General features: G+C 67.0%; 22 protein-coding genes. 12 read left to right on the top strand and 10 right to left on the bottom strand.

The features are described from left to right. Positions 1–33: 33 nt before the first annotated feature. Positions 34–1,050, bottom strand: a complete 1,017-nt coding sequence (locus BMY29_RS05805) for a carbohydrate kinase family protein (RefSeq protein WP_049992016.1) — start codon at positions 1,048–1,050, stop codon at positions 34–36. A 171-nt stretch (positions 1,051–1,221) separates the two neighbouring features. Between BMY29_RS05805 and BMY29_RS05800 the strand changes: the two genes are divergently transcribed. Then, a complete protein-coding gene (locus BMY29_RS05800; RefSeq protein ID WP_049992015.1) occupies positions 1,222–2,361 on the top strand; it encodes a hypothetical protein in 1,140 nt (379 codons plus the stop codon). 119 nt (positions 2,362–2,480) lie between these two features. Here BMY29_RS05800 and BMY29_RS05795 read toward each other — a convergent pair whose 3' ends face one another. Further along, entirely contained in the window at positions 2,481–3,950 is a 1,470-nt protein-coding gene (locus BMY29_RS05795) for an aldehyde dehydrogenase family protein (RefSeq protein ID WP_049992014.1), read from the bottom strand. Positions 3,951–4,156: 206 nt separating this feature from the next. Between BMY29_RS05795 and dpsA the strand changes: the two genes are divergently transcribed. Further along, a complete protein-coding gene (gene dpsA / locus BMY29_RS05790) occupies positions 4,157–4,702 on the top strand; it encodes a DNA starvation/stationary phase protection protein DpsA (RefSeq protein ID WP_049992013.1) in 546 nt (181 codons plus the stop codon). Between the two features lie 170 nt (positions 4,703–4,872). On the opposite strand, the gene BMY29_RS20950 is transcribed toward dpsA, so the two are convergent. Continuing rightward, positions 4,873–5,040, bottom strand: coding sequence for a hypothetical protein (locus BMY29_RS20950; protein WP_173424951.1), 168 nt, complete (start codon positions 5,038–5,040; stop codon positions 4,873–4,875). Between the two features lie 234 nt (positions 5,041–5,274). On the opposite strand from BMY29_RS20950, the gene BMY29_RS05785 reads away from it, so the two are divergent. The 3 genes from BMY29_RS05785 (at position 5,275) to BMY29_RS05775 (ending at position 6,866) form a co-directional block, all read left to right on the top strand. After that, positions 5,275–5,598, top strand: coding sequence for a hypothetical protein (locus tag BMY29_RS05785; RefSeq protein WP_049992012.1), 324 nt, complete (start codon positions 5,275–5,277; stop codon positions 5,596–5,598). A 110-nt stretch (positions 5,599–5,708) separates the two neighbouring features. After that, positions 5,709–6,248, top strand: a complete 540-nt coding sequence (locus BMY29_RS05780) for a macro domain-containing protein (protein ID WP_049992011.1) — start codon at positions 5,709–5,711, stop codon at positions 6,246–6,248. A gap of 174 nt (positions 6,249–6,422) precedes the next feature. Continuing rightward, positions 6,423–6,866, top strand: coding sequence for an SPW repeat domain-containing protein (locus BMY29_RS05775; protein ID WP_049992010.1), 444 nt, complete (start codon positions 6,423–6,425; stop codon positions 6,864–6,866). 68 nt (positions 6,867–6,934) lie between these two features. Here the strand turns inward: BMY29_RS05775 and purM are convergent, their stop codons facing one another. The 3 genes from purM to BMY29_RS05760 all read right to left on the bottom strand — a co-directional run bounded on the left by purM (position 6,935) and on the right by BMY29_RS05760 (position 10,395). After that, complete coding sequence (purM, locus tag BMY29_RS05770) at positions 6,935–7,927, bottom strand: phosphoribosylformylglycinamidine cyclo-ligase (RefSeq protein WP_049992009.1); 993 nt, start codon at positions 7,925–7,927, stop codon at positions 6,935–6,937. Between the two features lie 69 nt (positions 7,928–7,996). Next, a complete protein-coding gene (locus BMY29_RS05765) occupies positions 7,997–8,626 on the bottom strand; it encodes a zinc metalloprotease (protein ID WP_049992008.1) in 630 nt (209 codons plus the stop codon). Next, positions 8,626–10,395, bottom strand: coding sequence for a TraB/GumN family protein (locus BMY29_RS05760; protein WP_049992007.1), 1,770 nt, complete (start codon positions 10,393–10,395; stop codon positions 8,626–8,628). Before BMY29_RS05760 ends, BMY29_RS05765 begins: the two co-directional genes overlap by 1 nt. A 175-nt stretch (positions 10,396–10,570) precedes the next feature. Between BMY29_RS05760 and BMY29_RS05755 the strand changes: the two genes are divergently transcribed. Next, complete coding sequence (locus tag BMY29_RS05755) at positions 10,571–11,023, top strand: acyl-CoA thioesterase (RefSeq protein WP_049992006.1); 453 nt, start codon at positions 10,571–10,573, stop codon at positions 11,021–11,023. 150 nt (positions 11,024–11,173) lie between these two features. Here the strand turns inward: BMY29_RS05755 and BMY29_RS05750 are convergent, their stop codons facing one another. Next, positions 11,174–11,413, bottom strand: a complete 240-nt coding sequence (locus BMY29_RS05750; protein ID WP_049992005.1) for a glycine zipper 2TM domain-containing protein — start codon at positions 11,411–11,413, stop codon at positions 11,174–11,176. Positions 11,414–11,685: 272 nt separating this feature from the next. Here BMY29_RS05750 and BMY29_RS05745 point away from each other — a divergent pair, with 272 nt between their 5' ends. Both BMY29_RS05745 and BMY29_RS05740 read left to right on the top strand, forming a co-directional pair. Then, positions 11,686–12,297 carry a DUF1326 domain-containing protein gene (locus BMY29_RS05745; protein WP_081985517.1) on the top strand — a complete coding sequence of 204 codons (612 nt, stop codon included), beginning with the start codon at positions 11,686–11,688 and terminating at the stop codon, positions 12,295–12,297. A gap of 32 nt (positions 12,298–12,329) precedes the next feature. Then, positions 12,330–13,121 (top strand): DUF2182 domain-containing protein, encoded by a 792-nt coding sequence (locus tag BMY29_RS05740; protein WP_049992004.1) that lies wholly within the window; start codon positions 12,330–12,332, stop codon positions 13,119–13,121. An 86-nt stretch (positions 13,122–13,207) separates the two neighbouring features. Here the strand turns inward: BMY29_RS05740 and BMY29_RS05735 are convergent, their stop codons facing one another. Together BMY29_RS05735 and BMY29_RS05730 are read right to left on the bottom strand one after the other, a co-directional pair. Continuing rightward, positions 13,208–13,987, bottom strand: a complete 780-nt coding sequence (locus BMY29_RS05735) for an HAD-IIA family hydrolase (RefSeq protein ID WP_049992003.1) — start codon at positions 13,985–13,987, stop codon at positions 13,208–13,210. A gap of 58 nt (positions 13,988–14,045) precedes the next feature. Then, a complete protein-coding gene (locus BMY29_RS05730) occupies positions 14,046–14,492 on the bottom strand; it encodes an SHOCT domain-containing protein (RefSeq protein ID WP_049992002.1) in 447 nt (148 codons plus the stop codon). A 164-nt stretch (positions 14,493–14,656) separates the two neighbouring features. Between BMY29_RS05730 and BMY29_RS05725 the strand changes: the two genes are divergently transcribed. The 3 genes from BMY29_RS05725 to BMY29_RS05715 all read left to right on the top strand — a co-directional run bounded on the left by BMY29_RS05725 (position 14,657) and on the right by BMY29_RS05715 (position 17,038). Further along, positions 14,657–15,106 (top strand): DUF7992 family protein, encoded by a 450-nt coding sequence (locus tag BMY29_RS05725; protein ID WP_049992001.1) that lies wholly within the window; start codon positions 14,657–14,659, stop codon positions 15,104–15,106. 73 nt (positions 15,107–15,179) lie between these two features. After that, positions 15,180–16,457, top strand: coding sequence for a M20 family metallopeptidase (locus BMY29_RS05720; RefSeq protein ID WP_049992000.1), 1,278 nt, complete (start codon positions 15,180–15,182; stop codon positions 16,455–16,457). A 110-nt stretch (positions 16,458–16,567) separates the two neighbouring features. Then, positions 16,568–17,038, top strand: coding sequence for a DUF7992 family protein (locus BMY29_RS05715; protein WP_049991999.1), 471 nt, complete (start codon positions 16,568–16,570; stop codon positions 17,036–17,038). Between the two features lie 160 nt (positions 17,039–17,198). Here BMY29_RS05715 and BMY29_RS05710 read toward each other — a convergent pair whose 3' ends face one another. Then, a complete protein-coding gene (locus BMY29_RS05710; protein ID WP_049991998.1) occupies positions 17,199–17,789 on the bottom strand; it encodes a class I SAM-dependent methyltransferase in 591 nt (196 codons plus the stop codon). 99 nt (positions 17,790–17,888) lie between these two features. Between BMY29_RS05710 and BMY29_RS05705 the strand changes: the two genes are divergently transcribed. Beyond that, complete coding sequence (locus BMY29_RS05705; RefSeq protein ID WP_049991997.1) at positions 17,889–19,115, top strand: MFS transporter; 1,227 nt, start codon at positions 17,889–17,891, stop codon at positions 19,113–19,115. Positions 19,116–19,162: the final 47 nt, after the last annotated feature.

Here is a 19,162-nt window from a genome sequence, read left to right as displayed (position 1 = left end):
GGCTTGCAACCACGCGCCGTCGATGGCTGCCGGTTATGCGTACCGCCGTTGCTCCGCCAGCAGCGCAGCGACCGCGTCTCGGGTCGGCAGCGCCGACATCGCGCCTCGACCAGACGTCGCGGTCGCGGCGACGGCGTTCGCGAACGCGACCGCGTCCTCGAGCATCCCGCGGTCTCCGTCGGCTCCGCCGGCTCCGACGTTCCCGCCGTCACCGCCGTCTCGGAGGGCCGCGATCCCACCCGCGACGAAGGCATCGCCGGCGCCCGTCGCATCGACGGCGTCGACCGCGAAGCCCGAATGCTCGACCGATCCCGCGGTCCACGGGGCGTCCTCCCCCGCGACGGCGACCGCACCGTCGCTCCCCCGAGTCACGAAGACGGTGTGAATCGGCCCGTCGTCGATCGCCGCTTGCGCGACTGCCGTCGGCGTCTCACCCGCGAAACCCAGGCGTTCGAGTTCGTCAACCGTCGCGAAACAGACGTCGACGTGGGCGAGCGCGTCGGCCGCCACGCTCGCGAACGCCCCCTCGTCGGGCCACAGCTCGGGCCGCCAGTTCGGATCGAACGAGATCGTACAGCCCGCGCCCGCAGCCCGCTCGAGCAGGTCCAGAGTCGCCGCGCGGGAGGAGCCGCTGGCCAGTGCCACGCCGCCGGCGTGGACCCACTCGCAGTCCGCGAGCGTCTCGTCGTCGACTCGGCCAGGCTCGAGGCGCGTGTCCGCAGTCCCCTCGCGGTGGAAGGTGAACTCCCGGTCGCCGGTCTCGTCGTGGGTGACGAACGCGAGCGTCGTCTTCGCGCCGTCGTCGCGTTCGATCAAACGGTCGGGCAGGCCGTGGTCGGCCAGCGTCCGTTCCAGATAGCGGCCGAACGGATCGGCTCCGATGCGGGTCCAGAACAGCGGCGGCCGCTTGAGGCGCGCGAGCGCGACGGCGACGTTCGCCGGGGCGCCGCCAGGCCGGCGCTCGAACCCGGCGACGTCTTCGAGCGGGCCCGCCTGTTCGGGAATGAAATCGATCAGCGTTTCGCCGGCGACGAGCACGTCGCGTGTCATGTCCGTGGGTCTACCGCCGACGACGGTAGTTCCTTCGACGAGCCGCTGGTGTGGCCGGGCGCGAACACGGCCGTGCGCTCGCGCGTTCGGTGACGGGAGCCGCGCCGGGAACTCGCTCGGTCGAATCCGGATAGCTATATACGGTAGCAGTTACGACCCGATCGTATCATCATGAAAGACGTTTCGAGAAGGAAACTGCTCGCGGCCGGGCCTGGTCTCACCGCGCTCGGCGCGGGATGCCTCGACGGCGGGTCCGGAGACGACGAGACACGAAACGAATCCGACGGGACGACCGAACAGAACGACGGCGGCGGCGATCTGACGCCCCTCGAACGCTGGGTCCCTGCGTCAGGAAGCGCGGAACTGCTGGTTCACTACCGCGACCTGGCCGCAGTTCGACGATACGAGGACGATCTCGACCCCGAGGTCGCCGCGACGATTCCGACGCTCCCGGACGGGATGAGCGGCGAGCTCGCCGCGCAGTTGAGCGCCGATGAGTCGGACGTGGACGCCGTCCTCAGATTCGGGTCAAAGGGGACGGCCGGGAACGTCGTCCTGTCCGGTTCGTTCGACCCAGGAGCGATCGACGACTCGGAGCCCGCGGTCGGCGAGTTCGAGCGTTTCGAACGGGACGCGGCCTCGGTCGCCGTTTCGTCGGACGCGCTCGTCGTAAGCGGGGACGACGGCGCGGAGCTCGATGCCGTTCTGTCCGCGGGCGTCGAGGGGACCGATCGCCGCGTCGACGCGGCTGATCGCTTCGCGGACCTGGCCGAAACCACCGACGAAGCGACGTTCTTGTGGGGCGAACACGACGCCCCGGGTGAAGACGCGGCCGGGACCGGAATCGCGTACTCGTGGACGGTCGGGGCGGACACGACGGTGTTTTCGGCGACCGCCGCCGTCGGCAGCGATCGAACGGCCGAGTTCGAACGCAAACTGAGCGAGACCGTCGACGACGCGACGGTCGAAACGGACGGCGCCGTCGTCGTCGCGGAGCGATCCATCCCGACCGAGGACTACGAGTTCCAAGACCTGTTCGCCGAACGCGGCACGCAGCCGGCGGCACCGCAAGCAGGCGTGAGCATCGACGTCGATTCGACGTCACGGACCGTGACGGTGGCGTACGTCTCACGCGACCGAGCGGACCGGATCGAAATCCGCGATGGAAACGGGAACACCGACGAACTCACGGCCGTCGGACAGACAACGACGTTCGACTACGACGCGGGTGCTACGGGAACGATCACCGTGGTCGCCGTTCGAGACGGGGCTGAAGCGGTCGTCGCCACCAAGCCGTTCTCGTTCGACTAGAGGACTAGCGGTGTCGGGCGTCGAGCGCGCTCGGCGCGAAGCGAAAGCGGGGACGGGAGAGGAAGCGGGGGCGGAGGTCGCGGATCGGGTAGCCGCGGGCGGAAAATCGGTGCGGCCGATTACAGGATGATGCTCTTCTCGCGCATCATCTCGTGGATGGAGGCGTCGAGCCCCTCGCGACCGATTCCCGAGTCCTTGTTGCCGCCGAAGGGAACGTCGCCGAGGCCGTGGCTCGGCGCGCCGTTGATCCGGACCGCGCCGGCGTCGACGCGGTTGGCCATCCGCATCGCGCGCTTGTAGTCGCTGGTGAAGACTGCGGCGTCGAGCGCGAGGTCCGAACTGTTGGCGATCTCGAGAGCCTCGTCCTCGTCCTCGAAGGTCGTCACGGCGGCGATCGGGCCGAACTGCTCCTCGTCGACGATGCGAGCGTCGTGGGGAACGTTCGCCAGCAGCGTCGGCTCGAAGAACTGGTTCGACAGTTCCTCGGGGACGCCCTCCGGGGCGCGACGCTCGCCACCGCGGACGACCTCCGCACCCTTCTCGACGGCATCGTCGACCAGTTCCGCGACCCACTCCGCCTGGTCCTCGCTGATGAGCGGCCCGAAGGCGGTGTCCTCGTCGAAGAGGTCGCCGGCCTGCCAGGCGTCCATCTGGGCGTCGATCTGGTCGACCAGATCGTCGTGGACCGATTCGTGGGCGAGCACGCGGGAGACGGCCGAGCAACGCTGGCCGGCGTACTTGAACGAGCCCTTGGCGCAGTTGCCCGCGACGTCGGTGAGGTCGGCGTCGTCGAAGACGATCGCCGGGGCGTTGCCGCCCAGTTCCATGTGCAGGTTGACCATGCCGCTCTGGCGGGCGACGTGTTTGCCGGCGCCCGAGGAGCCGGTCATCGCGATCGCGTTGATGCGGTCGTCGCCGGACATGAGGTCGCCGATCTCGCTGGCGTCGCCGGGGACGAAGTTGAACGCGCCGTCCGGGATGCCGTCGACGTCGGCGATGACGTCGGCGAGGATCGCCGCCGAGATGGGTGTCTTGCTGGCGGGCTTGAGCAGGACGCTGTTACCCGCCGCGAGCGCCGGCGCGACCTGCAGGGCCGTCGTCGCCAGGGGGTAGTTGTACGGCGTGATACAGAGGACGGCGCCGATCGGCTCGTGCTTGACGATGGCCTGCCAGCCCTCGTGGCCCGCGGTCGACCCCTCGCGGTACTCGCCCTTGCTGACGATGTTGCGCGCTTCCTCGGCCGCGCGGTCGAAGCGCTCGGCCGCCTGGCCGACCTCGCCGCGGGCCGACGAGATTGGCTTGCCGGCTTCGCGGACGATGATCTCGGCGAGTTCCTCCTCGCGCTCGCGCAGTCCGTCGGCGATCGTCTCACACCACTCCGCGCGTTCGACGACCGTCGTCTCTCGCAGTTCCGGTTTGATCTCGTGGGCGGCCGCGAGCGCGGTCCGTGCCTCGTCCGGACCCGCCGCGGCGACCTGTGCGAAGGTCCCGCCTTCGGCGAGATCCGAGACCGATAGCGCGTTTTCGGTCTCGATCCACTCGCCGTCGACGTAGAGTTGCTCCCGCCGCTGGGCGATTCTCGTTGCCATACTCGCCCTTTGGGGTTCCGTACTGAAAATGTTTACTCAGGCTCGAAAAAACAGCGGATGTTTTGACGGTGTCGTTCGGAAACACGTTCTTCGAGCTCACGACGGAAATCTAGACCCATAATCCAAAAACGAATTTTTAGGTATGCCAAAGAAATGTTTACTCATGGAGAAGCTTTAAGTGGAATGCGCGCGTACCTCGGAGTAGGATGAGCACTCAAAAGACCGTCCGGCAGTCGGCCGATACCGTCGAGGAGAACGAGCTTCGGCTCGAACAGGAGAAGGCCGAGCAGATCGTCGACGCGCTGAACACGGAGCTGGCCAACTCGTACGTCCTCTACCACCAGCTGAAGAAGCACCACTGGGTCGTCGAGGGCGCGGAGTTCCTCCCGCTCCACGAATTCATCGAAGAGGCCTACGAGCACGTCGAGGAAGGCGCCGACGTCATCGCCGAGCGCGCCCAAGCACTCGGCGGCGTCCCGGTCTCGGGACCGTCGAACCAGGAGGACCGGGCCACCGTCGAGTTCGAGGGTGAGGACGTCTACGACGTCCGCACGATGTTCGAGAACGACCTCGAAATGTACGGCGACATCATCGAATCGATGCGCGACAGCATCGAACTCGCCGAGAACCTCGGCGACCCCGCGACCAGCGAGATCCTGCGTGAGATCCTCGTCACGCTCGAGGAAGACGGCCACCACTTCGAGCACTACCTCGAGGACGACACCCTGGTCCTCGAAGAAGCGACCCACTGAGTGCGGTCAGCAGATCGAAGCATGATCGACGGCGCGTCGCGACGGTAGAATAGCCGAGACGAGTTTTTTCGCAGCGTCGACGGAGTAGGGCGGAAGAGAGGGTCGTTTGCGATCGATACCGGTCGGTTAGCGGCGTCAGCGTCGGGCGACGGTCCCGAGCGGCGACGAGTTCAGGGTACGAGGTCGACGGTCAGGTCGGTCGCGATCCAGCCGTCGCTGTTGTCGCGTTCGGTGAGCACGATCTTTCCGGGGCGGGTCTCGTGGCTCGTCACGACCGCCGCCGGCTCCTCGAGTTCCTCGTCGAGTTCGGGATCCTCCCTGCGGGCGGGTACGTCCATCACGCTGAGTTAGGCTTGCCTAAATCTAAAAAGGTTTTGGTCGACCTAAGATTCCGGGGAGCCGAACTGGTAGCCGGTGACGACGATCGAGCCGCCGGTCCGAACCGACGATTTTCTGCCGTAATAGCTCCCGAAACGCCGTCTTCTGACGTACAACGGTATACCGAATATCGTGCAAAAACCAGTCACGCGGAAATAGCATCTTTTTTCGGGATGGGAAGAATCGTCCGTCATATGAGTTCACACGAGGACCGGTCACAGGGAGCAATGGGTCTGCGGGGTCGAGACCTGATCGCTCACCTGGTCGACGTCGACTGCGGTCGCCTCGAGTCGCTGAGTTGGCCGCTCGGCAACCGCATCACCGCCGAAGCGGAGGCCGACCGGCTCTTTCGGTTTGCCCACCAGCGGTCACCCCGCACGGTGACCGCGTTCGAGGTGACCGACTACACCTGCGCCCTGCGGCTTCGGACCCCGGTTGGCCGCGAGAAGTTCTACGGGATCGCCACCGCCGATATCGCGACCAGGCCGGCGCGGGACGATTGGATTCGAACCGACTGACGAGCGGACCGACCGACGCTCGTCTCGATTCGATTCCAGCCCGGTCCCGGTCGCCGGTAATCGAGATTACCACGATCACCTTCATTGGCTTCGATCCGGAACCATCGCGTATGGAGTACGTCGTCGTCCAGGGCGACATCGCCGCACAGTCCGCCGATGCGCTCGTCAACGCAGCCGGCACGAGCCTCGAGATGGGGTCAGGCGTCGCGGGTGCGCTCCGCCGCGGCGCCGGCGACAAAATCAACGAGGAGGCCGCGGAGAAGGGGCCGATCGACCTCGGCGAAGTCGCTGTTACCGACGCTTACGACTTAAACGCCGAGTACGTCATCCACGCCGCCGCGATGCCACATTACGGGGACGGCCAGGCGACCGCCGAGAGCATCCGCGACGCAACCCGCAACGCACTTGAAAAGGCAGACGAACTCGGCTGTAAGTCCCTCGTGCTTCCCGCGCTCGGCTGCGGGGTCGCCGGCTTCGACGTCGCGGACGGCGCCGGGATCATCGGCGAGGAGATCGAGGGCTACGAGCCGGATTCCCTCGAGGACGTGCGGTTCATCGCCTACAGCGACGAGGAGTACGACGCGATCCGAGCGGCGACCGGCGCGGCCGAGCAGTCCGAACTGACCGACGCGAGCGAGTCGGAACGGTAATCGCTGAGGACGGACCGCGGACCATCGGGCGCCGCGTCGACGCGGAGCGAATCGCGGCGCCGATCGGAAACGGGAACGTGACGACAGAGATAGGACGAATCTGGGCCTGATCGGCCAGACGAGTGCAGGCACTACCGCTTTCTCCGTCTGACGGTTACCGCACGTGAAGTCACCATGAGTAATACACCGACGGACACGGACCCGAACCGCACCGCCACCGCCGACCGCGCCCGCAATACCCTCAACACCGACGTGATGCAGTGGGTGAGCGCCCTCGCCGCGCTGGTCGGGCTCTACGTCGTCGCCTCGCCGTTCATCTTCGACGCCACGGAGGCAGCCATTTGGAACGATACGCTCGTCGGGACAGGCGTCTTCCTGCTCGCCGGGTACAACTTCGTCCGACTGTCGCGGGACCGCCTGGCGAGCGTCGGCGTCGCCTCGTTGACCGTCCTGCTCGGGCTGTGGTTGCTCGTTTCCCCGGCCGTCATCGAGATGGGAAGCAGCACGCTCGCGACCGGGACCGCGCTCTCCGGTCTGGTCATCGCCGCGCTCTCGGCCTACAACGCGTACGCCAACAACAGGGCCGACACGCCCGAGCGGGCCGCGACGCGAGCCTGAATCACCGGCGCTACCCCGCTCGCCGAACTTTTGTCGATCTAGACCGATGCAGCTCCCGGTCCGCGCCCTCAGGACAGCGAGAGGCCGCGAATTTCGACCGAACTGCCGTCCTCGACGCGCCCGATGATCCGGCCGTCCGTTTCGGCGGCGAGGTCGTCGGCCTGGTCTTCCGGCAGCGCGACGACGAAGCCGGTGCCCATGTTGAACGTCCGGTGCATCTCCTCGTCGGTCACGTTCCCCTCCTCCTGGACGAACTCGAAGACCGGCTGAGCCGGGAGCGGGTCGTCGATCACGTACTCGAACTCGCCCATCCGCAGCAGGTTCGTCCAGCCGCCGCCGGTGACGTGGGCCGCGGCGCGGACGCCGTGTTCGCGCATCGGTTCGAGCAGGTCCGTGTAGATCCGGGTCGGCCGCAGTAGTTCCTCGCCGATCGTCCGCTCGGGAGTCGGCGGGAACTCGTCGGTGTACTCGTGGTCGCGCGTGACGGCCTCGCGGGCCAGCGTCAGTCCGTTCGAGTGGATCCCGTTCGAGGGGAAGCCGACGAGCGCGTCGCCGACCTGCGCCTCGCCCGCGAACAGGTCGTCTTTCGCCGCCAGGCCCGCGCAGGTGCCCGCCAGGTCGAATCCTTTCACGACGTCAGGCATGACCGCCGTCTCACCGCCGAGCATCGTCAGGTCCGCCTCGTCGAGGCCGACGGCCAGGCCCTCGCCGATCTCGTTAGTCAGGGTCTCGTCGGGCTCGTCGATCGCGAGGTAGTCGACGAATGCGACGGGTTCGACGCCCGCGGCGACCAGGTCGTTGACGTTCATCGCGATGCAGTCGATACCGATCGTCGAGAAGTCCTCGATCGACTCCGCGACCAGCAGTTTGGTGCCGACGCCGTCGGTCGCCAGGGCGAGGTATCGGTCGCCGATGTCGACCAGGCCGGCGTACTCGGTCCGCAGGTCGCTGCCGAAGGCTGCGAGCAGGGCGGCGGTCGCGTCCTCGCTGGCGTCGATGTCGACGCCGGTCTCGGCGTAGGTGAGTCGCTCCGTATCGGTCCCCTCGTCGTCCGTGGTCATACCCGAACGACCTCTCGGGGCGAGCAAAAGGTCACCGGTCCGGCGCGACCGGTAGCGAGAACCGGAGCGTCAGAACATCCCGACGCGGAAGACCACGAACGCGGCCAGGGCCGCGCTCGGAACGAAGATTAGCGCGAAGATCCCCTTGTGCCACCGCAGGACCGATTTTCCGTCGAGCGGCCCGAAGGGGATCATGTTGAACGCAGCCAGGAAGAGGTTGATCCAGACCCCCATCTGCCCGATCGTCCCGAGCGGCTCGGGGAGGATCATCAGCGGGAGAAAGAGCAGGGCAAGCAGGAGGTTCGTCACCGGCCCCGCCAGCGCGATCAGGCCGTTCTCCCGCTGGGTCACCTGGCCGCGGTGGTAGACGGCCCCGGGAGCGGCGAAGAGGAAGCCGACGAGCGCGCCCATGATCGCCAGAAACAGCATCTGGTAGTCGGCCCGGAACTCGGCCACCTGGCCGTGCTCGATGGCGACGACCTTGTGGGCGATCTCGTGCAGCAGGAAGGCGACGCCGACGGTGACCAGACTCAGGCCGACCATGACGACGAACGACCCGAGACTGCCGCCCAGGTGAATCGGCGCGAACAGCAGCGCGAAGGCGATGCTGAGCGTGAGCCAGGCGACCGCGAGGTCGCGCAGCTCCTGATCGCTGAAACTCAGTTCGGGGTCGGAACGCTGCCGAGCGCGATAACTCATCAGAGGAACCTCCGGAGCAGCTCCAGACTGTTCTCGGCGCCGCGGATCAGTTCACCCATCAGCGCATCGACGCCGCCGATCTCGGGCGCCAGCCACGGCAAGATTACGAACGGGAACAGGAACGTCGCGATGATGCTCCCGATGTTCGTGAGCGCGACGATCATGATCAGGCGGAACAGCGGCACGTCGAACATCGCCGACAGCGCCTCTTCGATCGGCCGCTCGGTGTCGTCGACGATCTCGTTTAGCGTCTGGATGTCCCGGACGTTGACCGGCCGGTACTTGAGCTCGACGTAACCCGTGAACCACCCCGGCGCCAGCAGCGGGTTGATGCTGGTCAGCCAGGCGACCGCGCCGCCGACGCCCGCGCTGAGCCAGCGCGCGCCGGCCAGGCGGGCCAAGCCGAACGCGAACAGCCCGTTGAACAGGAACCAGGCGCCGAACAGCTTCAGCAGGAACGTGTTCCGAACCCCTGCCATGATCAGCAGGAAGAAGAAGGCGAGGAAGCCGACGGTGACCAGGTAGCCGACGAGCTTCAGCGGCGAGAACCGCCGGCCAGAGGCGGTTCCGGACAGCGATTCCATCGCCGGGATCGCCTTGGGGTTCTCGAGATGCCGTTCGATCCCGGCCCGGTGGCCGGCGCCGACGACGGCGAGGACGTCGTACCCCTGCTCGCGAAGCTGGTGGAGGTTGTGCGCGATGTAGGCGTCACGCTCGTCGATCAGGGCGTTCGCTCCCTGGGGGCTGAACTGACGGAACTCCTCCATCATGGCGGTGACGACGTCGCCGTCGGTCAGCTCCTCGATGTCGATCTCGTCGACCTCCTCGACGTCCGCGCCGGCGGCGTCGAGGACGATCCCGAGGACGGCCCCGATCGCGACACCGACGCCGAGTCCGGCCAGCATTCCGGCCGCTCCGCGGATCGCGTAGACGCCGGCGCTCTCGGCGGTCGACGCCGAGAGGGGTCCGACGAAGGTGCCGGTCACCACCAGCGCGAGACAGCCGCCGATCCCGAGGACCAGGCCGGCCAGGACGCGTATCGAGAAGCCCGAGAGGGCGCCACCGGTCCGTCGCGCGGCGCCGTCGAACGAGGGGAAGGCGACCAGGCCGACGAACGCGCCGGCGAGCGCGCCGATGGCGGCGCCGCCGACGTACTGCAGCGTCGTCGGATCGGTGACGCCCAGCTGGAGGATATCCCCGACGCCGAGCATCGGTGCGATGAACGCGGTGGTCAGCAGCCCCAGCAGGACGCCGGCGACGGCGCCGAAGGTGAGCCCGATCGTCCGGGGATCGGTCACCCCGAGCGCGAGCCCGCCGACCATCTTCAACTTCTCGGTGAACGAGAGGCGACTCCAGAACCGCTGGATCGTCACCTGAATGTCGCGGTCGACTAAGGCGACGCCGCTGCCGTTGGCCTCGGCGGCCTCGATGCCGGCGCGCATGTCGGCGCCTGGCTCGATGTCGAACTGCTCGCCCAGCCGCGACTGGACGTACGACAGCATCCAGTAGGCGAGAAACTGGAAGACCGTGTTCCCGGAGAGGAGGTCCTCCGCCTCGATGTCGTCGGGCGTCCCGCCCTGCATCTGATTGTAGCGTCCTTCGTCTAACTCGACGGCGACGACGTCGGGATCTTCCTCTTCGACCGTTTCGCGGACTTCGTCGACGCTCGCTTGCGAGACGTGTGCCGTCCCGAGAACCTGGACGGAACCGCGCTCGCGGTCGGGCGGTTCGGGCGGCTCCGGCACGTCGGCCTCGCCTGCATCGCTCATTACCGGATCAACTCGACGGCGACTTTTACCAGTATCGGAGTTCGCAATGGGTGCGAACGTCCGATCGCGGTCTGGTGGCCGAGCGGACGGGTAGCGACCGCCGTCGCGGAACGCGGGGCCGCCCCGGGACGCGGTGAAGGCAAGACTGATTGCCGGCGTCGGGAAACGTCGGGCAATGACGGATCTCATCGAGACGGTCGTGGAAAATCGGGAGATGGTACAGCCGAACCACGCCAACATGCTCGACGTCGCCCACGGCGGCAACGTCATGAAGTGGATGGACGAGGTGGGCGCGATGTCGGCCATACGCTTTGCCGGCGAGATGTGCGTTACCGCCCACGTCAACCAGATGAACTTCGAACGGCCGATCCCCGTCGGCGACACGGCCTACATCACCGCCTACGTCTACGACGCCGGCACCTCGAGCGTGAAGGTCCGCCTGGTCACCGAGCGCGAGAACCTCCAGACCCGCGAGCGCGAGCGGACCACCGAATCGTACTTCGTCTACGTTGCGATCGACGAGGACAAGCAACCGACCGCGGTCCCCGAACTGACCGTCAGCACCGACGAGGGCGAGCGGCTCCGCCAGGCTGCGCTGGACGGGCGGAACGGAAACGGCGGCCACTGACCCGGCTATCACGCGTCTCTCCGGATGGAACCGGGCGCCGCCTGGTCAACTCACTCGAACCGAGACAATTCGGTTCGCGGATCAAGTTCGACGTCTCCGCCGATCGGAATCGGCGTCACGGACCGGAAAAACAGTGTTCGACGCGGAGACTCAGTTCTGACCTCGGTCCTCGTCCGAGAATGGACTGCCGAGTTCTGTCGCTCTCGCATCTTCGAGCAGCGTATCGACGGTTCCGCGCGTGTCGGCGATAGTCGCGCCGACGAGCCCGCCGATCGCGCCGCCGGTACTCGCGCCGTTTCGACTGAACGCGCCGCCGATCGCCGCCCCAACTGCCGCACCGATCGCTGCGTACCGCGCACGCAGCAACGCCTGTTTCACTCGTTCTCTCATATGCCGTACGTTGTGATAGTAACTGATAAGCATATCTCCGGAACGCAGGCGATGAGATCGGATGCGCGATTGCGGTTTCTCACCTAACAGGGCATTATCAGGAGATGTGACACGGTTTCTTCCGCAGCACTAGTCGGAAATTCGCGATGCGTATGTTCGGATGATGGTCGCGCTGACTGCTGAACTCGCCATCGTCTGGCAAGGCGGCGTAGTGAATACCACCGGATAGCTTTATCGAGACACGCGTTGTCATACCACACGGTTGTCCACTAATGACTCGAGAATGGACCATCAAGGGGGACTACGTCGAAGCCTGTAACTGCGACGTCGCGTGCCAGTGCGTGTGGCTGGAACCGCCGGACGACGACGTCTGTACCGTCTCGCTGGCGTGGCACATCGAGGAGGGGATCTACGGCGACGTCGACCTGAGCGGACTGGACGTCGGCATGCTCATCTCCACCGACGAGGGCGTCATGTTCGACCCCGAGACGGAGTGGGACGTCGTGTTGCTCGTCGACGAGACGGCCGACGACGAGCAGCGAGAGGCCATCGAGGACATCTACTTCGGTCGCGCCGGCGGGATCTGGGCGCCCGTCGCCGACACGCACGTCAGATCCGCCGACGTCGCGGTCGTTCCGATCTCCTTCTCGCGGGACGGGTCGGAGTTCGCCGTCGAGATCGGGGACGTCATCGAAATGGATGCGAGCGGCGCAGTCGGGTTCAACGAGGAGGTCGGTACGATCTCGCCCCACCCATTGACGAACGACCACGAGGTGCAGACCGGGAAGTCGACGACGGCCACCGTCTCCTACGACGACGAGTTTGCGTGGGACGTTTCGGGGAATAACGCCTACCTCGGCGACTTCGAACTGGCGAACGCCTGACGACGGAGGGGCGGCAATCCAGCTGATCACGTATGGGGATAGCCGACTCGTTCCGGGACCGAATTATCCGCCGGCGTATCCCGATCGTCGCGCTCGTCACGTACGGGATCGTGTTGCTCGCGTGGGCGGCGGTCATCGGTGGCTGGCTTCCGATGTCTGGTGGCGGGATGGACACGCAACTGTCCGATCCGGGGGTGCCGGAGGCGATGGCGCTCTCGAACGGGGCGACGGGTATCGGTCTTTACCTGGCCATGTGGGGCGCGATGATGATCGCCATGATGTATCCGTCGTCGGTCCCGCTCTTCCGGCTGTACGCCGAGACGCTCGAGGGAGCGACGGCCGCAGGGAAAGCGGCGCGACTCGGCGCGTTTATCGGGACGTACGCGCTCGTCTGGACGCTGACCGGACTCGTCCCGCTTGCTGTCAACGCCCTGGTGCCGATCGCCGGCCTCGCGGACGCCTACGGCGGGTTCTTGCTGGGCGGGACGCTGCTGCTCCTGTCGGGCTATCAGCTGTCCCCGTACAAATACCGGTGTCTGCGGTATTGCCGGTCGCCGCTCGGGTTCCTTCTGGGTCACCACCGGCCGGGGGTTCGCGGTGCGGTTCGGATGAGTTGGCAGTTCAGCATCTTCTGCGTGGGATGCTGCTGGGCGCTGTTCGCGTTCATGGTGATCGTGGGCTCGATGAACCTCGTCTGGATGGCGCTCATCGCGGTGGCGATCTCGCTCGAACGGACGGTTGCGTGGGGCGAACGGTTGGCACGTGCGGTCGGGATCCTCGCCGGCGCAGCCGGAACGTTCGTCATCGTGACCGCGATCATATAGACCGCTCTCGCGGGTGATAAGTGCCGAATTCGGCGATTCACGTACGATTCTAACACCGAGTAAAGAACCCGTCGTACCGACTCCCGTTACAGGAGCGTCTCGACCGCGGCCAGCGACTCGAGGACGTGATCCGGTTCGACGTCTGCCGCCGCCAGGTCCGCCCGCTCGGTGACGCCGGTGAGCACCAGCGCCGTTTCCATGCCGGCCTGGTTCCCGAGCGCGATATCGGTGTCGAGCCGATCGCCGACGACCAGCGTCTGCGTCGGATCGGCGTCTAAGCGATCCATGGTTGCCGTGGCCGCGACCGAGGAGGGCTTGCCCAGGATAGCGTCGGGCTCGTGGCCGGCGACGGCCGCCATCGCGGCGAGGATCGCGCCCGAACCGGGAATCTCGCCGCCGTCGACCGGAATCGTCGCGTCCGGATCGGTACCGTAGAAGGGAACGTCGCCGTCGAGCGCCCGCAGGGCCGACCGGAGCGCGCTGTACGAGAAATTCTCGTCGAAGGATCCCAGCACGACCTCGGCCGCGTCGGGGTCTGTCGTCAACTCGACGGCCGCCTCCTCGAGGATCGATTCGAGGCGTTCGCCGCCGACGAGGTAGACCCGTTCGCCGGGATGGGTCGACGTCAGGTACGCCGCCGAGACGGTCGCGGACGTGAGAACGGTCTCCGGATCGACGTCGATCCCGTGGGGTGCGAGCTTCTCGCGGTAGTGGTCGCTTCCCCGCGTCGGGTTGTTCGAGAAGAGTAATCGCGAACAGCCGGCCGCGTCGAGTGCGCGCAGGCCGTCGGTGGCGCCGGGGAGCAGTTCCTCGCCCCGGACGATCGTCCCGTCGACGTCGAGGATCGCTGCCTCGTAGTCGGTCATTACGCGGCGCTACGATGGGCCGGCGATTGAGTGTTGGGATGGCGGTCGGTGGTCGGTTTCAGTCGGTCCGTTCGAGCGACAGCGACTCCGTCTCGACGCCCGCCGCCTCGGCGCGCTCGTCGGCCTCGAGCAGTCGGTCTAGCTTCGCCTCGAACTCGGTCTCGGTGAGCTCGCCGGCAGCGTACCGTTCCTGAAGGATCGTCACGGGGTCGGGATCGGGATCGGACTCGAAATCGGAGGTGGACCCCGCGCCCGCCTGGCCGTAGTCGGCCGGCCGTTCGACGGACCGGTCGGCATCGACGGCGTTGGACGGCCCGGTGCCGGCTCGTTCAACCAGATACCACAGGAGGAGGCCGCCGAGCACGAGCAGGGCGGTTAGCAGGATGGCGTACAGCGGTCCGGACAGCAGCAAGACCGCGATGATCAGTACGTCGGCCAGGACGAACTTGATAGCGAACAGCTCGACGAGGGAGTACTCCCGACCGCCGTCGCTCCCGCTGGCCATACATGGTGGTTGTATCGCGGTTGAAATAACTATAGGGGACGCGTTCAAAGGCGGGAATCGGACGGATCGACCCGAACCAGGCCGTATCGACGCGCGCCGGCGACGGCCCGACCCGGTCTCCTGCCGGGCAAACGCCCATACCGCCGCCGGGCGAACGTTCGGGTATGACGCTCGATGTCGAGATTCCCGATCCGCCGACGCTCAGCGGCCCGCAGGATCCGGGCGACTACGACGCCGTCGACGAACCGGACGAGCGGACGGGTGACGACACGCGCCGGGAGGAGCTGGCCGACTTCCTGGCAGCGGGCGCCTGGGAGGACGTCTTCGACGAATGGGCCGCACACACCTACCTGACCGAGGACGAATTCCGGGCCGTCCGCGAGCTGGGGCTGCTCGACGAACTCGACTTTTACTGGAACCCGGCCGCGGCGGACGTCGGCTACCGCGCGCCGGCGGTTCCGGCGGAGTTGCCGGAAACGCACGACGACCTCGACGCGGACGATATCGAGGACATCGAGGAGGAGCTAGACGACCTCGCGCGAATGGTGAGCGAAGCGCTCGAGACCGATTATATCCACCGCGACGCCGAGGAGTTCGGCTACGACTGGGGGTAACATAACTCGATTCACAGATGGAAATTGAAATCGAGCCTGAGATTTTAGCCGATCAACGACCGATATGACCGGTATGGACGACGAGCGCGGCGCCGTCGGCTCCGTACGAACGTATCTGGCGGACAACACCCGCGAGCTACTCGAGACCACCAGGCGGATCGTCGCCGCGGACACCCGGAATCCGCCGGGCAACACGCGGGAACTGATCGAGCGGCTCACCGACGAGTTCGAATCGCTCGGCCTCGACTGCGAGCGGTTTGCCGTCGATCCGATGAAACCGAACGTCGTCGCGACGCTGCCGGGCGCCAGCGACTTCACGCTCATGTACAACGGCCACGTCGATACGGTCCCGTTCGACGCCGCGGAGTGGGACTACGATCCGCTTGGCGACGTCGTCGGCGACCGGCTGTATGGCAGGGGCACGACGGACATGAAAGGGGCCATCGGCGCGATGGTCCAGGTCGCTCGCGCGTACGCTCGCACCGACACCGTGCCGCCGGTGACGCTGCAGTTCGCCTTCGTAAGCGACGAGGAAGTCGGCGGCGACGTGGGACTGACCGCGCGGTTAAAGAGCGACCGACTGGACCCCGACGCCTGCGTCATCGGCGAGGCGACCGGCCGGCGCGACGTCAACTCGATCGCGGTCGGCGACCGGGGGTACATCTGGCCCTCGATCGAGTACGAGGGCCGCGCCGCCCACGGGTCGCGGCCGATGCTCGGCGAGAACGCGATCGATCGCCTCTACGAGGTCGTCGAGACGTGCCGACGCCGGCTTCACGGGTTCGACGTCCCAACCGAGGGGATCGACGACGCGATCCTCGCCGAGAGCGTCGAGTACTACTCGCACTATCTCAACGAGAACGCGGCGGTGGACCTGTTTCACTCGCCGACCGTCAACCTCGGGACATTAGCCGGCGGTGACGCCGTCAATACCGTTCCCCCGAGCGCCACGGCGCAACTCGACATCCGCGTGTTGCCGTCGGTCGATCCCGAGGCGATCGTCTCGCGGATCCGCGACTGTCTCGACGATCGGGCCGCCGCGACGCTCACGAACGTCAGGTGGACCGAGGGGTCGTACACGGACCCCGAGTCGCCGATCGTCCGCGCGACGACCGCGGTCGCCGACGACGTCCTCCCGACGCCGGTCTACCGCCGGTTCGCAACGGGCAGCGGCGACGCCCAGGTGTTCCGGGAGGCCGGCGTTCCGACCGTCGAGTTCGCGACCGGCACTGGAACGGCTCACGCGATCGACGAGTACACGACCGTCGACAAACTCCGCCAGAACGCGTTCGCGTACGCGCGGCTGCCGTTCGAACTCGAACGCGAACTCGAGCGGCGACGCGACGGCTGAGTCCGAATCGGGCGCCGCCGTCCCGAGCGGGCGACGACGACCGCAACCGCGGCCGTGATCGCGACCGAAAGGTGGGAATTCTTATCCGGTGACCCGCCCTACGTCCGCCCATGACACTCGAGGTCGACCCCCCCGAGCCGCCGGAGTTGGAGTTCGTCGATCCCAACGAGTACGAGGACGCGACCATCAGCGCTGACGGGACCGAGGAGATCGACTACCGGCGCGAGGAGCTCCAGGCGTTCCTCGAGGAGGGCGCCTGGGAGGAAGCGTTCGACGAGTGGCGCGCGGACACCGATCTCGAGGAGCGCGAGTACGGAATCGCCCGCGACCTCGATCTCTTCGCCGGCTTCGATTTCTTCTGGGACGACTTCGCCGACCGCGTCGGCTATCACGCGCCCGGTATCCCCGAGGATTGGCAGGCCCGGGAGTACCACCCCGACCTCGACACCTGGGGGACGGTCTCCTCGATCAACGCCGAGCTGACAGAGTTCGGCCAGATCGTCTCGGTCACGCTCAAGGAGGAGTACGTCGACTGGGAGGCGGAGTACGAACCGCCGGAGGACCTGCCCGACTTCGACTGAGCAGCGAGCGCGCCCGGCTGATCCGTCACATCCCGGACTGCCGTCGAGGCCGTCGGCCGTCTCCCGGTACCCGCAGTCACGGTGTTCGGAGTGCGGGCAGGCGGCGACGCCGTGATCGGCCGAATTTGAGTGATTTATCGTCCGCCCGTTCGGTCCGCCGTCATCGGGTCGCGACGATCGCGATCGTCTCCGGTCGGTCGCTGGCGGTCTCGATCTCGAATCCGGCGGCCTCCAGTTGGGCTGTCGCCTCGTCGAGATCGTACCGTTCCGCCAGCGGCGGGCCGGACTCCCCGCTGCCGTCGGCCGACCAGTCGACCGTGACCAGGCGAGCGCCGGGCCGGAGCACTCGCGCGAGTTCGGCGAGCGCGCCGTCGCCAGCATCGGCGTCAGCGTCAGTCCCGTTCACCGGTGCCGCGTACTCGTGATGGGTCATCGTCGAGTAGGCGCCGTCGAGGTGATCGTCGTCGAAGGGGAGCGACGAGACTTCGGCCGTGATGAACTCGACGGCGTCGGGGGTGCCCTTCTCGCGATAGCGGTCGTGCATCGCCTGCTGGACGTCGACGGCGTAGAGCGTGTCGACGAACGGCGCGACGTCGTCAGCGTAGAACCCCGTGCCGGAGCCGAGATCGGCCACGCGATCGTCGTCCGTGGGATCGAGCATCGTGAGCAGTTCCTCGCGGGAACAGTACCGGTAGCGACCGGGATCCTCGAGGGCGTCCGCTCGCTCGACCGGGTACGTGTGATAGCCCATACGGTCGCTCCGCGTCGCCAGGCCTTCCGCGTTGCGTTCGATTTGGACCGCGACCGGAGGACTCTCGGTCCTCCGCTCGCGTACTCCCGGTAAGAACGCATGACGGTTCGACGAGCGGCCGGGCGATTCGCGGGATACGACGCGCTCGTCCTGACGGCCGCGATCTGGTTTCTGGCGAAGTTCCTTCGCTACGCCTTTCCGCCGCTGTTCGACGCGTTCGAGGCGAGCTACGGGGTCTCGGACGCCGTCCTCGGGACCGCCTTCTCCGGGCTCATGCTCGTCTACGCGGCCATGCAGTTCCCCTCGGGCGTGCTCGCGGACCGGCTCGGATCCGTGACGGTCATCACCGCGGGCGTGCTCGTCGCGACCGCCGCCTCGCTCGCGCTGGTGGTCGACTCGTCCTTTCTCGTCCTCGTCGGCGCGATGCTCGTGTTGGGCGCCGGCACCGGCGTGCACAAGACCGTCGCCGTTCGACTCCTCGCCCGCGCGTATCCCTCGCGAACGGGGCGCGCGCTCGGCGTTCTGGACACGTTCGGCGCCTTCAGCGGCGTCGTCGCGCCTCCCGCCGTCGTCGCCGTCGCCTCGCTGTCCCTCGGGCCGGTCGCGAGCTGGCGGCTGCTCTTTCTGGTCGCCGGCCTGGTCGGCCTGGCGCTCGCAGTGACGTTTCGAGTCCGGGTCCCCGAGCGGGTGTCCGACGATTCCGTCGGCGAGGAGGCGACCGCGAACGAGCGGGACACCGATGTCGCGCAGTACGCCGCGCTCTTCCGCGACTGGCGGTTCTCGGCGTTCGCCCTCGTGACGGTGCTGTTCTCGTTTACCTACAACGGACTGGTTGCGTTCGCGCCGCGATACCTCACGACCGAAGCCGGGCTTACCACGGCGACCGCGAGCCTGCTCTACAGCGCGCTCTTCCTCGCGAGCCTGGTGCAACTGGTAACCGGGAACCTGAGCGATCGGGTGGGGCGGCTGCCGCTGATCGTCACTACCCTCGGGCTCGCGTCGGTTGGCCTGGTCGCGTTCGTCTCGCTGACCGGAACGGGTAATCCGATCCTGCTGGGCGGGCTCCTCGTCACGGTCGGCATCGGAGCGCACGGGTTCCGGCCAGTTAGGGGCGCGTACCTGATGGCGGCCATTCCGGACGACGTCGCCGGCGGCGGCCTGGGCGTCGTGCGGACGCTGTTGATGGCCGCCGGCGCGATCGCGCCGGCGATCGTCGGCGCGCTCTCGGAGACCGTCGGCTTCAGGGCCGCGTTCTGGCTCCTGGCGACGACGATTGCCGGGGCGTCGCTGCTCGGATGCATGCTCTGGCTGCTCGACCGTGATTAGGGCCGGCGATCGCGATTTACCGAGGAAAGAGTTAACACGATGAGATT

It is taken from the genome of Natrinema salifodinae (assembly GCF_900110455.1).
Taxonomy (GTDB): Archaea; Halobacteriota; Halobacteria; order Halobacteriales; family Natrialbaceae; genus Natrinema; species Natrinema salifodinae.
This window is presented reverse-complemented; position numbering and strand designations above follow the sequence as displayed.

What these genes read in the sequence shown, in the direction of transcription:
- BMY29_RS05710 (WP_049991998.1), bottom strand. Translation starts at nt 17,789, where the DNA reads ATGGGCTATCACACGTACCCGGTCGAGCGAGCGGACGCCCTCGAGGAT.
- BMY29_RS05715 (WP_049991999.1), top strand. Translation starts at nt 16,568, where the DNA reads ATGACACTCGAGGTCGACCCCCCCGAGCCGCCGGAGTTGGAGTTCGTC.
- BMY29_RS20950 (WP_173424951.1), bottom strand. Translation starts at nt 5,040, where the DNA reads ATGGACGTACCCGCCCGCAGGGAGGATCCCGAACTCGACGAGGAACTC.
- BMY29_RS05735 (WP_049992003.1), bottom strand. Translation starts at nt 13,987, where the DNA reads ATGACCGACTACGAGGCAGCGATCCTCGACGTCGACGGGACGATCGTC.
- BMY29_RS05780 (WP_049992011.1), top strand. Translation starts at nt 5,709, where the DNA reads ATGGAGTACGTCGTCGTCCAGGGCGACATCGCCGCACAGTCCGCCGAT.
- BMY29_RS05795 (WP_049992014.1), bottom strand. Translation starts at nt 3,950, where the DNA reads ATGGCAACGAGAATCGCCCAGCGGCGGGAGCAACTCTACGTCGACGGC.
- BMY29_RS05760 (WP_049992007.1), bottom strand. Translation starts at nt 10,395, where the DNA reads ATGAGCGATGCAGGCGAGGCCGACGTGCCGGAGCCGCCCGAACCGCCC.
- purM (WP_049992009.1), bottom strand. Translation starts at nt 7,927, where the DNA reads ATGACCACGGACGACGAGGGGACCGATACGGAGCGACTCACCTACGCC.
- BMY29_RS05725 (WP_049992001.1), top strand. Translation starts at nt 14,657, where the DNA reads ATGACGCTCGATGTCGAGATTCCCGATCCGCCGACGCTCAGCGGCCCG.
- BMY29_RS05740 (WP_049992004.1), top strand. Translation starts at nt 12,330, where the DNA reads ATGGGGATAGCCGACTCGTTCCGGGACCGAATTATCCGCCGGCGTATC.
- BMY29_RS05775 (WP_049992010.1), top strand. Translation starts at nt 6,423, where the DNA reads ATGAGTAATACACCGACGGACACGGACCCGAACCGCACCGCCACCGCC.
- BMY29_RS05800 (WP_049992015.1), top strand. Translation starts at nt 1,222, where the DNA reads ATGAAAGACGTTTCGAGAAGGAAACTGCTCGCGGCCGGGCCTGGTCTC.
- dpsA (WP_049992013.1), top strand. Translation starts at nt 4,157, where the DNA reads ATGAGCACTCAAAAGACCGTCCGGCAGTCGGCCGATACCGTCGAGGAG.
- BMY29_RS05805 (WP_049992016.1), bottom strand. Translation starts at nt 1,050, where the DNA reads ATGACACGCGACGTGCTCGTCGCCGGCGAAACGCTGATCGATTTCATT.
- BMY29_RS05730 (WP_049992002.1), bottom strand. Translation starts at nt 14,492, where the DNA reads ATGGCCAGCGGGAGCGACGGCGGTCGGGAGTACTCCCTCGTCGAGCTG.
- BMY29_RS05745 (WP_081985517.1), top strand. Translation starts at nt 11,686, where the DNA reads ATGACTCGAGAATGGACCATCAAGGGGGACTACGTCGAAGCCTGTAAC.
- BMY29_RS05705 (WP_049991997.1), top strand. Translation starts at nt 17,889, where the DNA reads ATGACGGTTCGACGAGCGGCCGGGCGATTCGCGGGATACGACGCGCTC.
- BMY29_RS05755 (WP_049992006.1), top strand. Translation starts at nt 10,571, where the DNA reads ATGACGGATCTCATCGAGACGGTCGTGGAAAATCGGGAGATGGTACAG.
- BMY29_RS05750 (WP_049992005.1), bottom strand. Translation starts at nt 11,413, where the DNA reads ATGAGAGAACGAGTGAAACAGGCGTTGCTGCGTGCGCGGTACGCAGCG.
- BMY29_RS05785 (WP_049992012.1), top strand. Translation starts at nt 5,275, where the DNA reads ATGAGTTCACACGAGGACCGGTCACAGGGAGCAATGGGTCTGCGGGGT.
- BMY29_RS05720 (WP_049992000.1), top strand. Translation starts at nt 15,180, where the DNA reads ATGGACGACGAGCGCGGCGCCGTCGGCTCCGTACGAACGTATCTGGCG.
- BMY29_RS05765 (WP_049992008.1), bottom strand. Translation starts at nt 8,626, where the DNA reads ATGAGTTATCGCGCTCGGCAGCGTTCCGACCCCGAACTGAGTTTCAGC.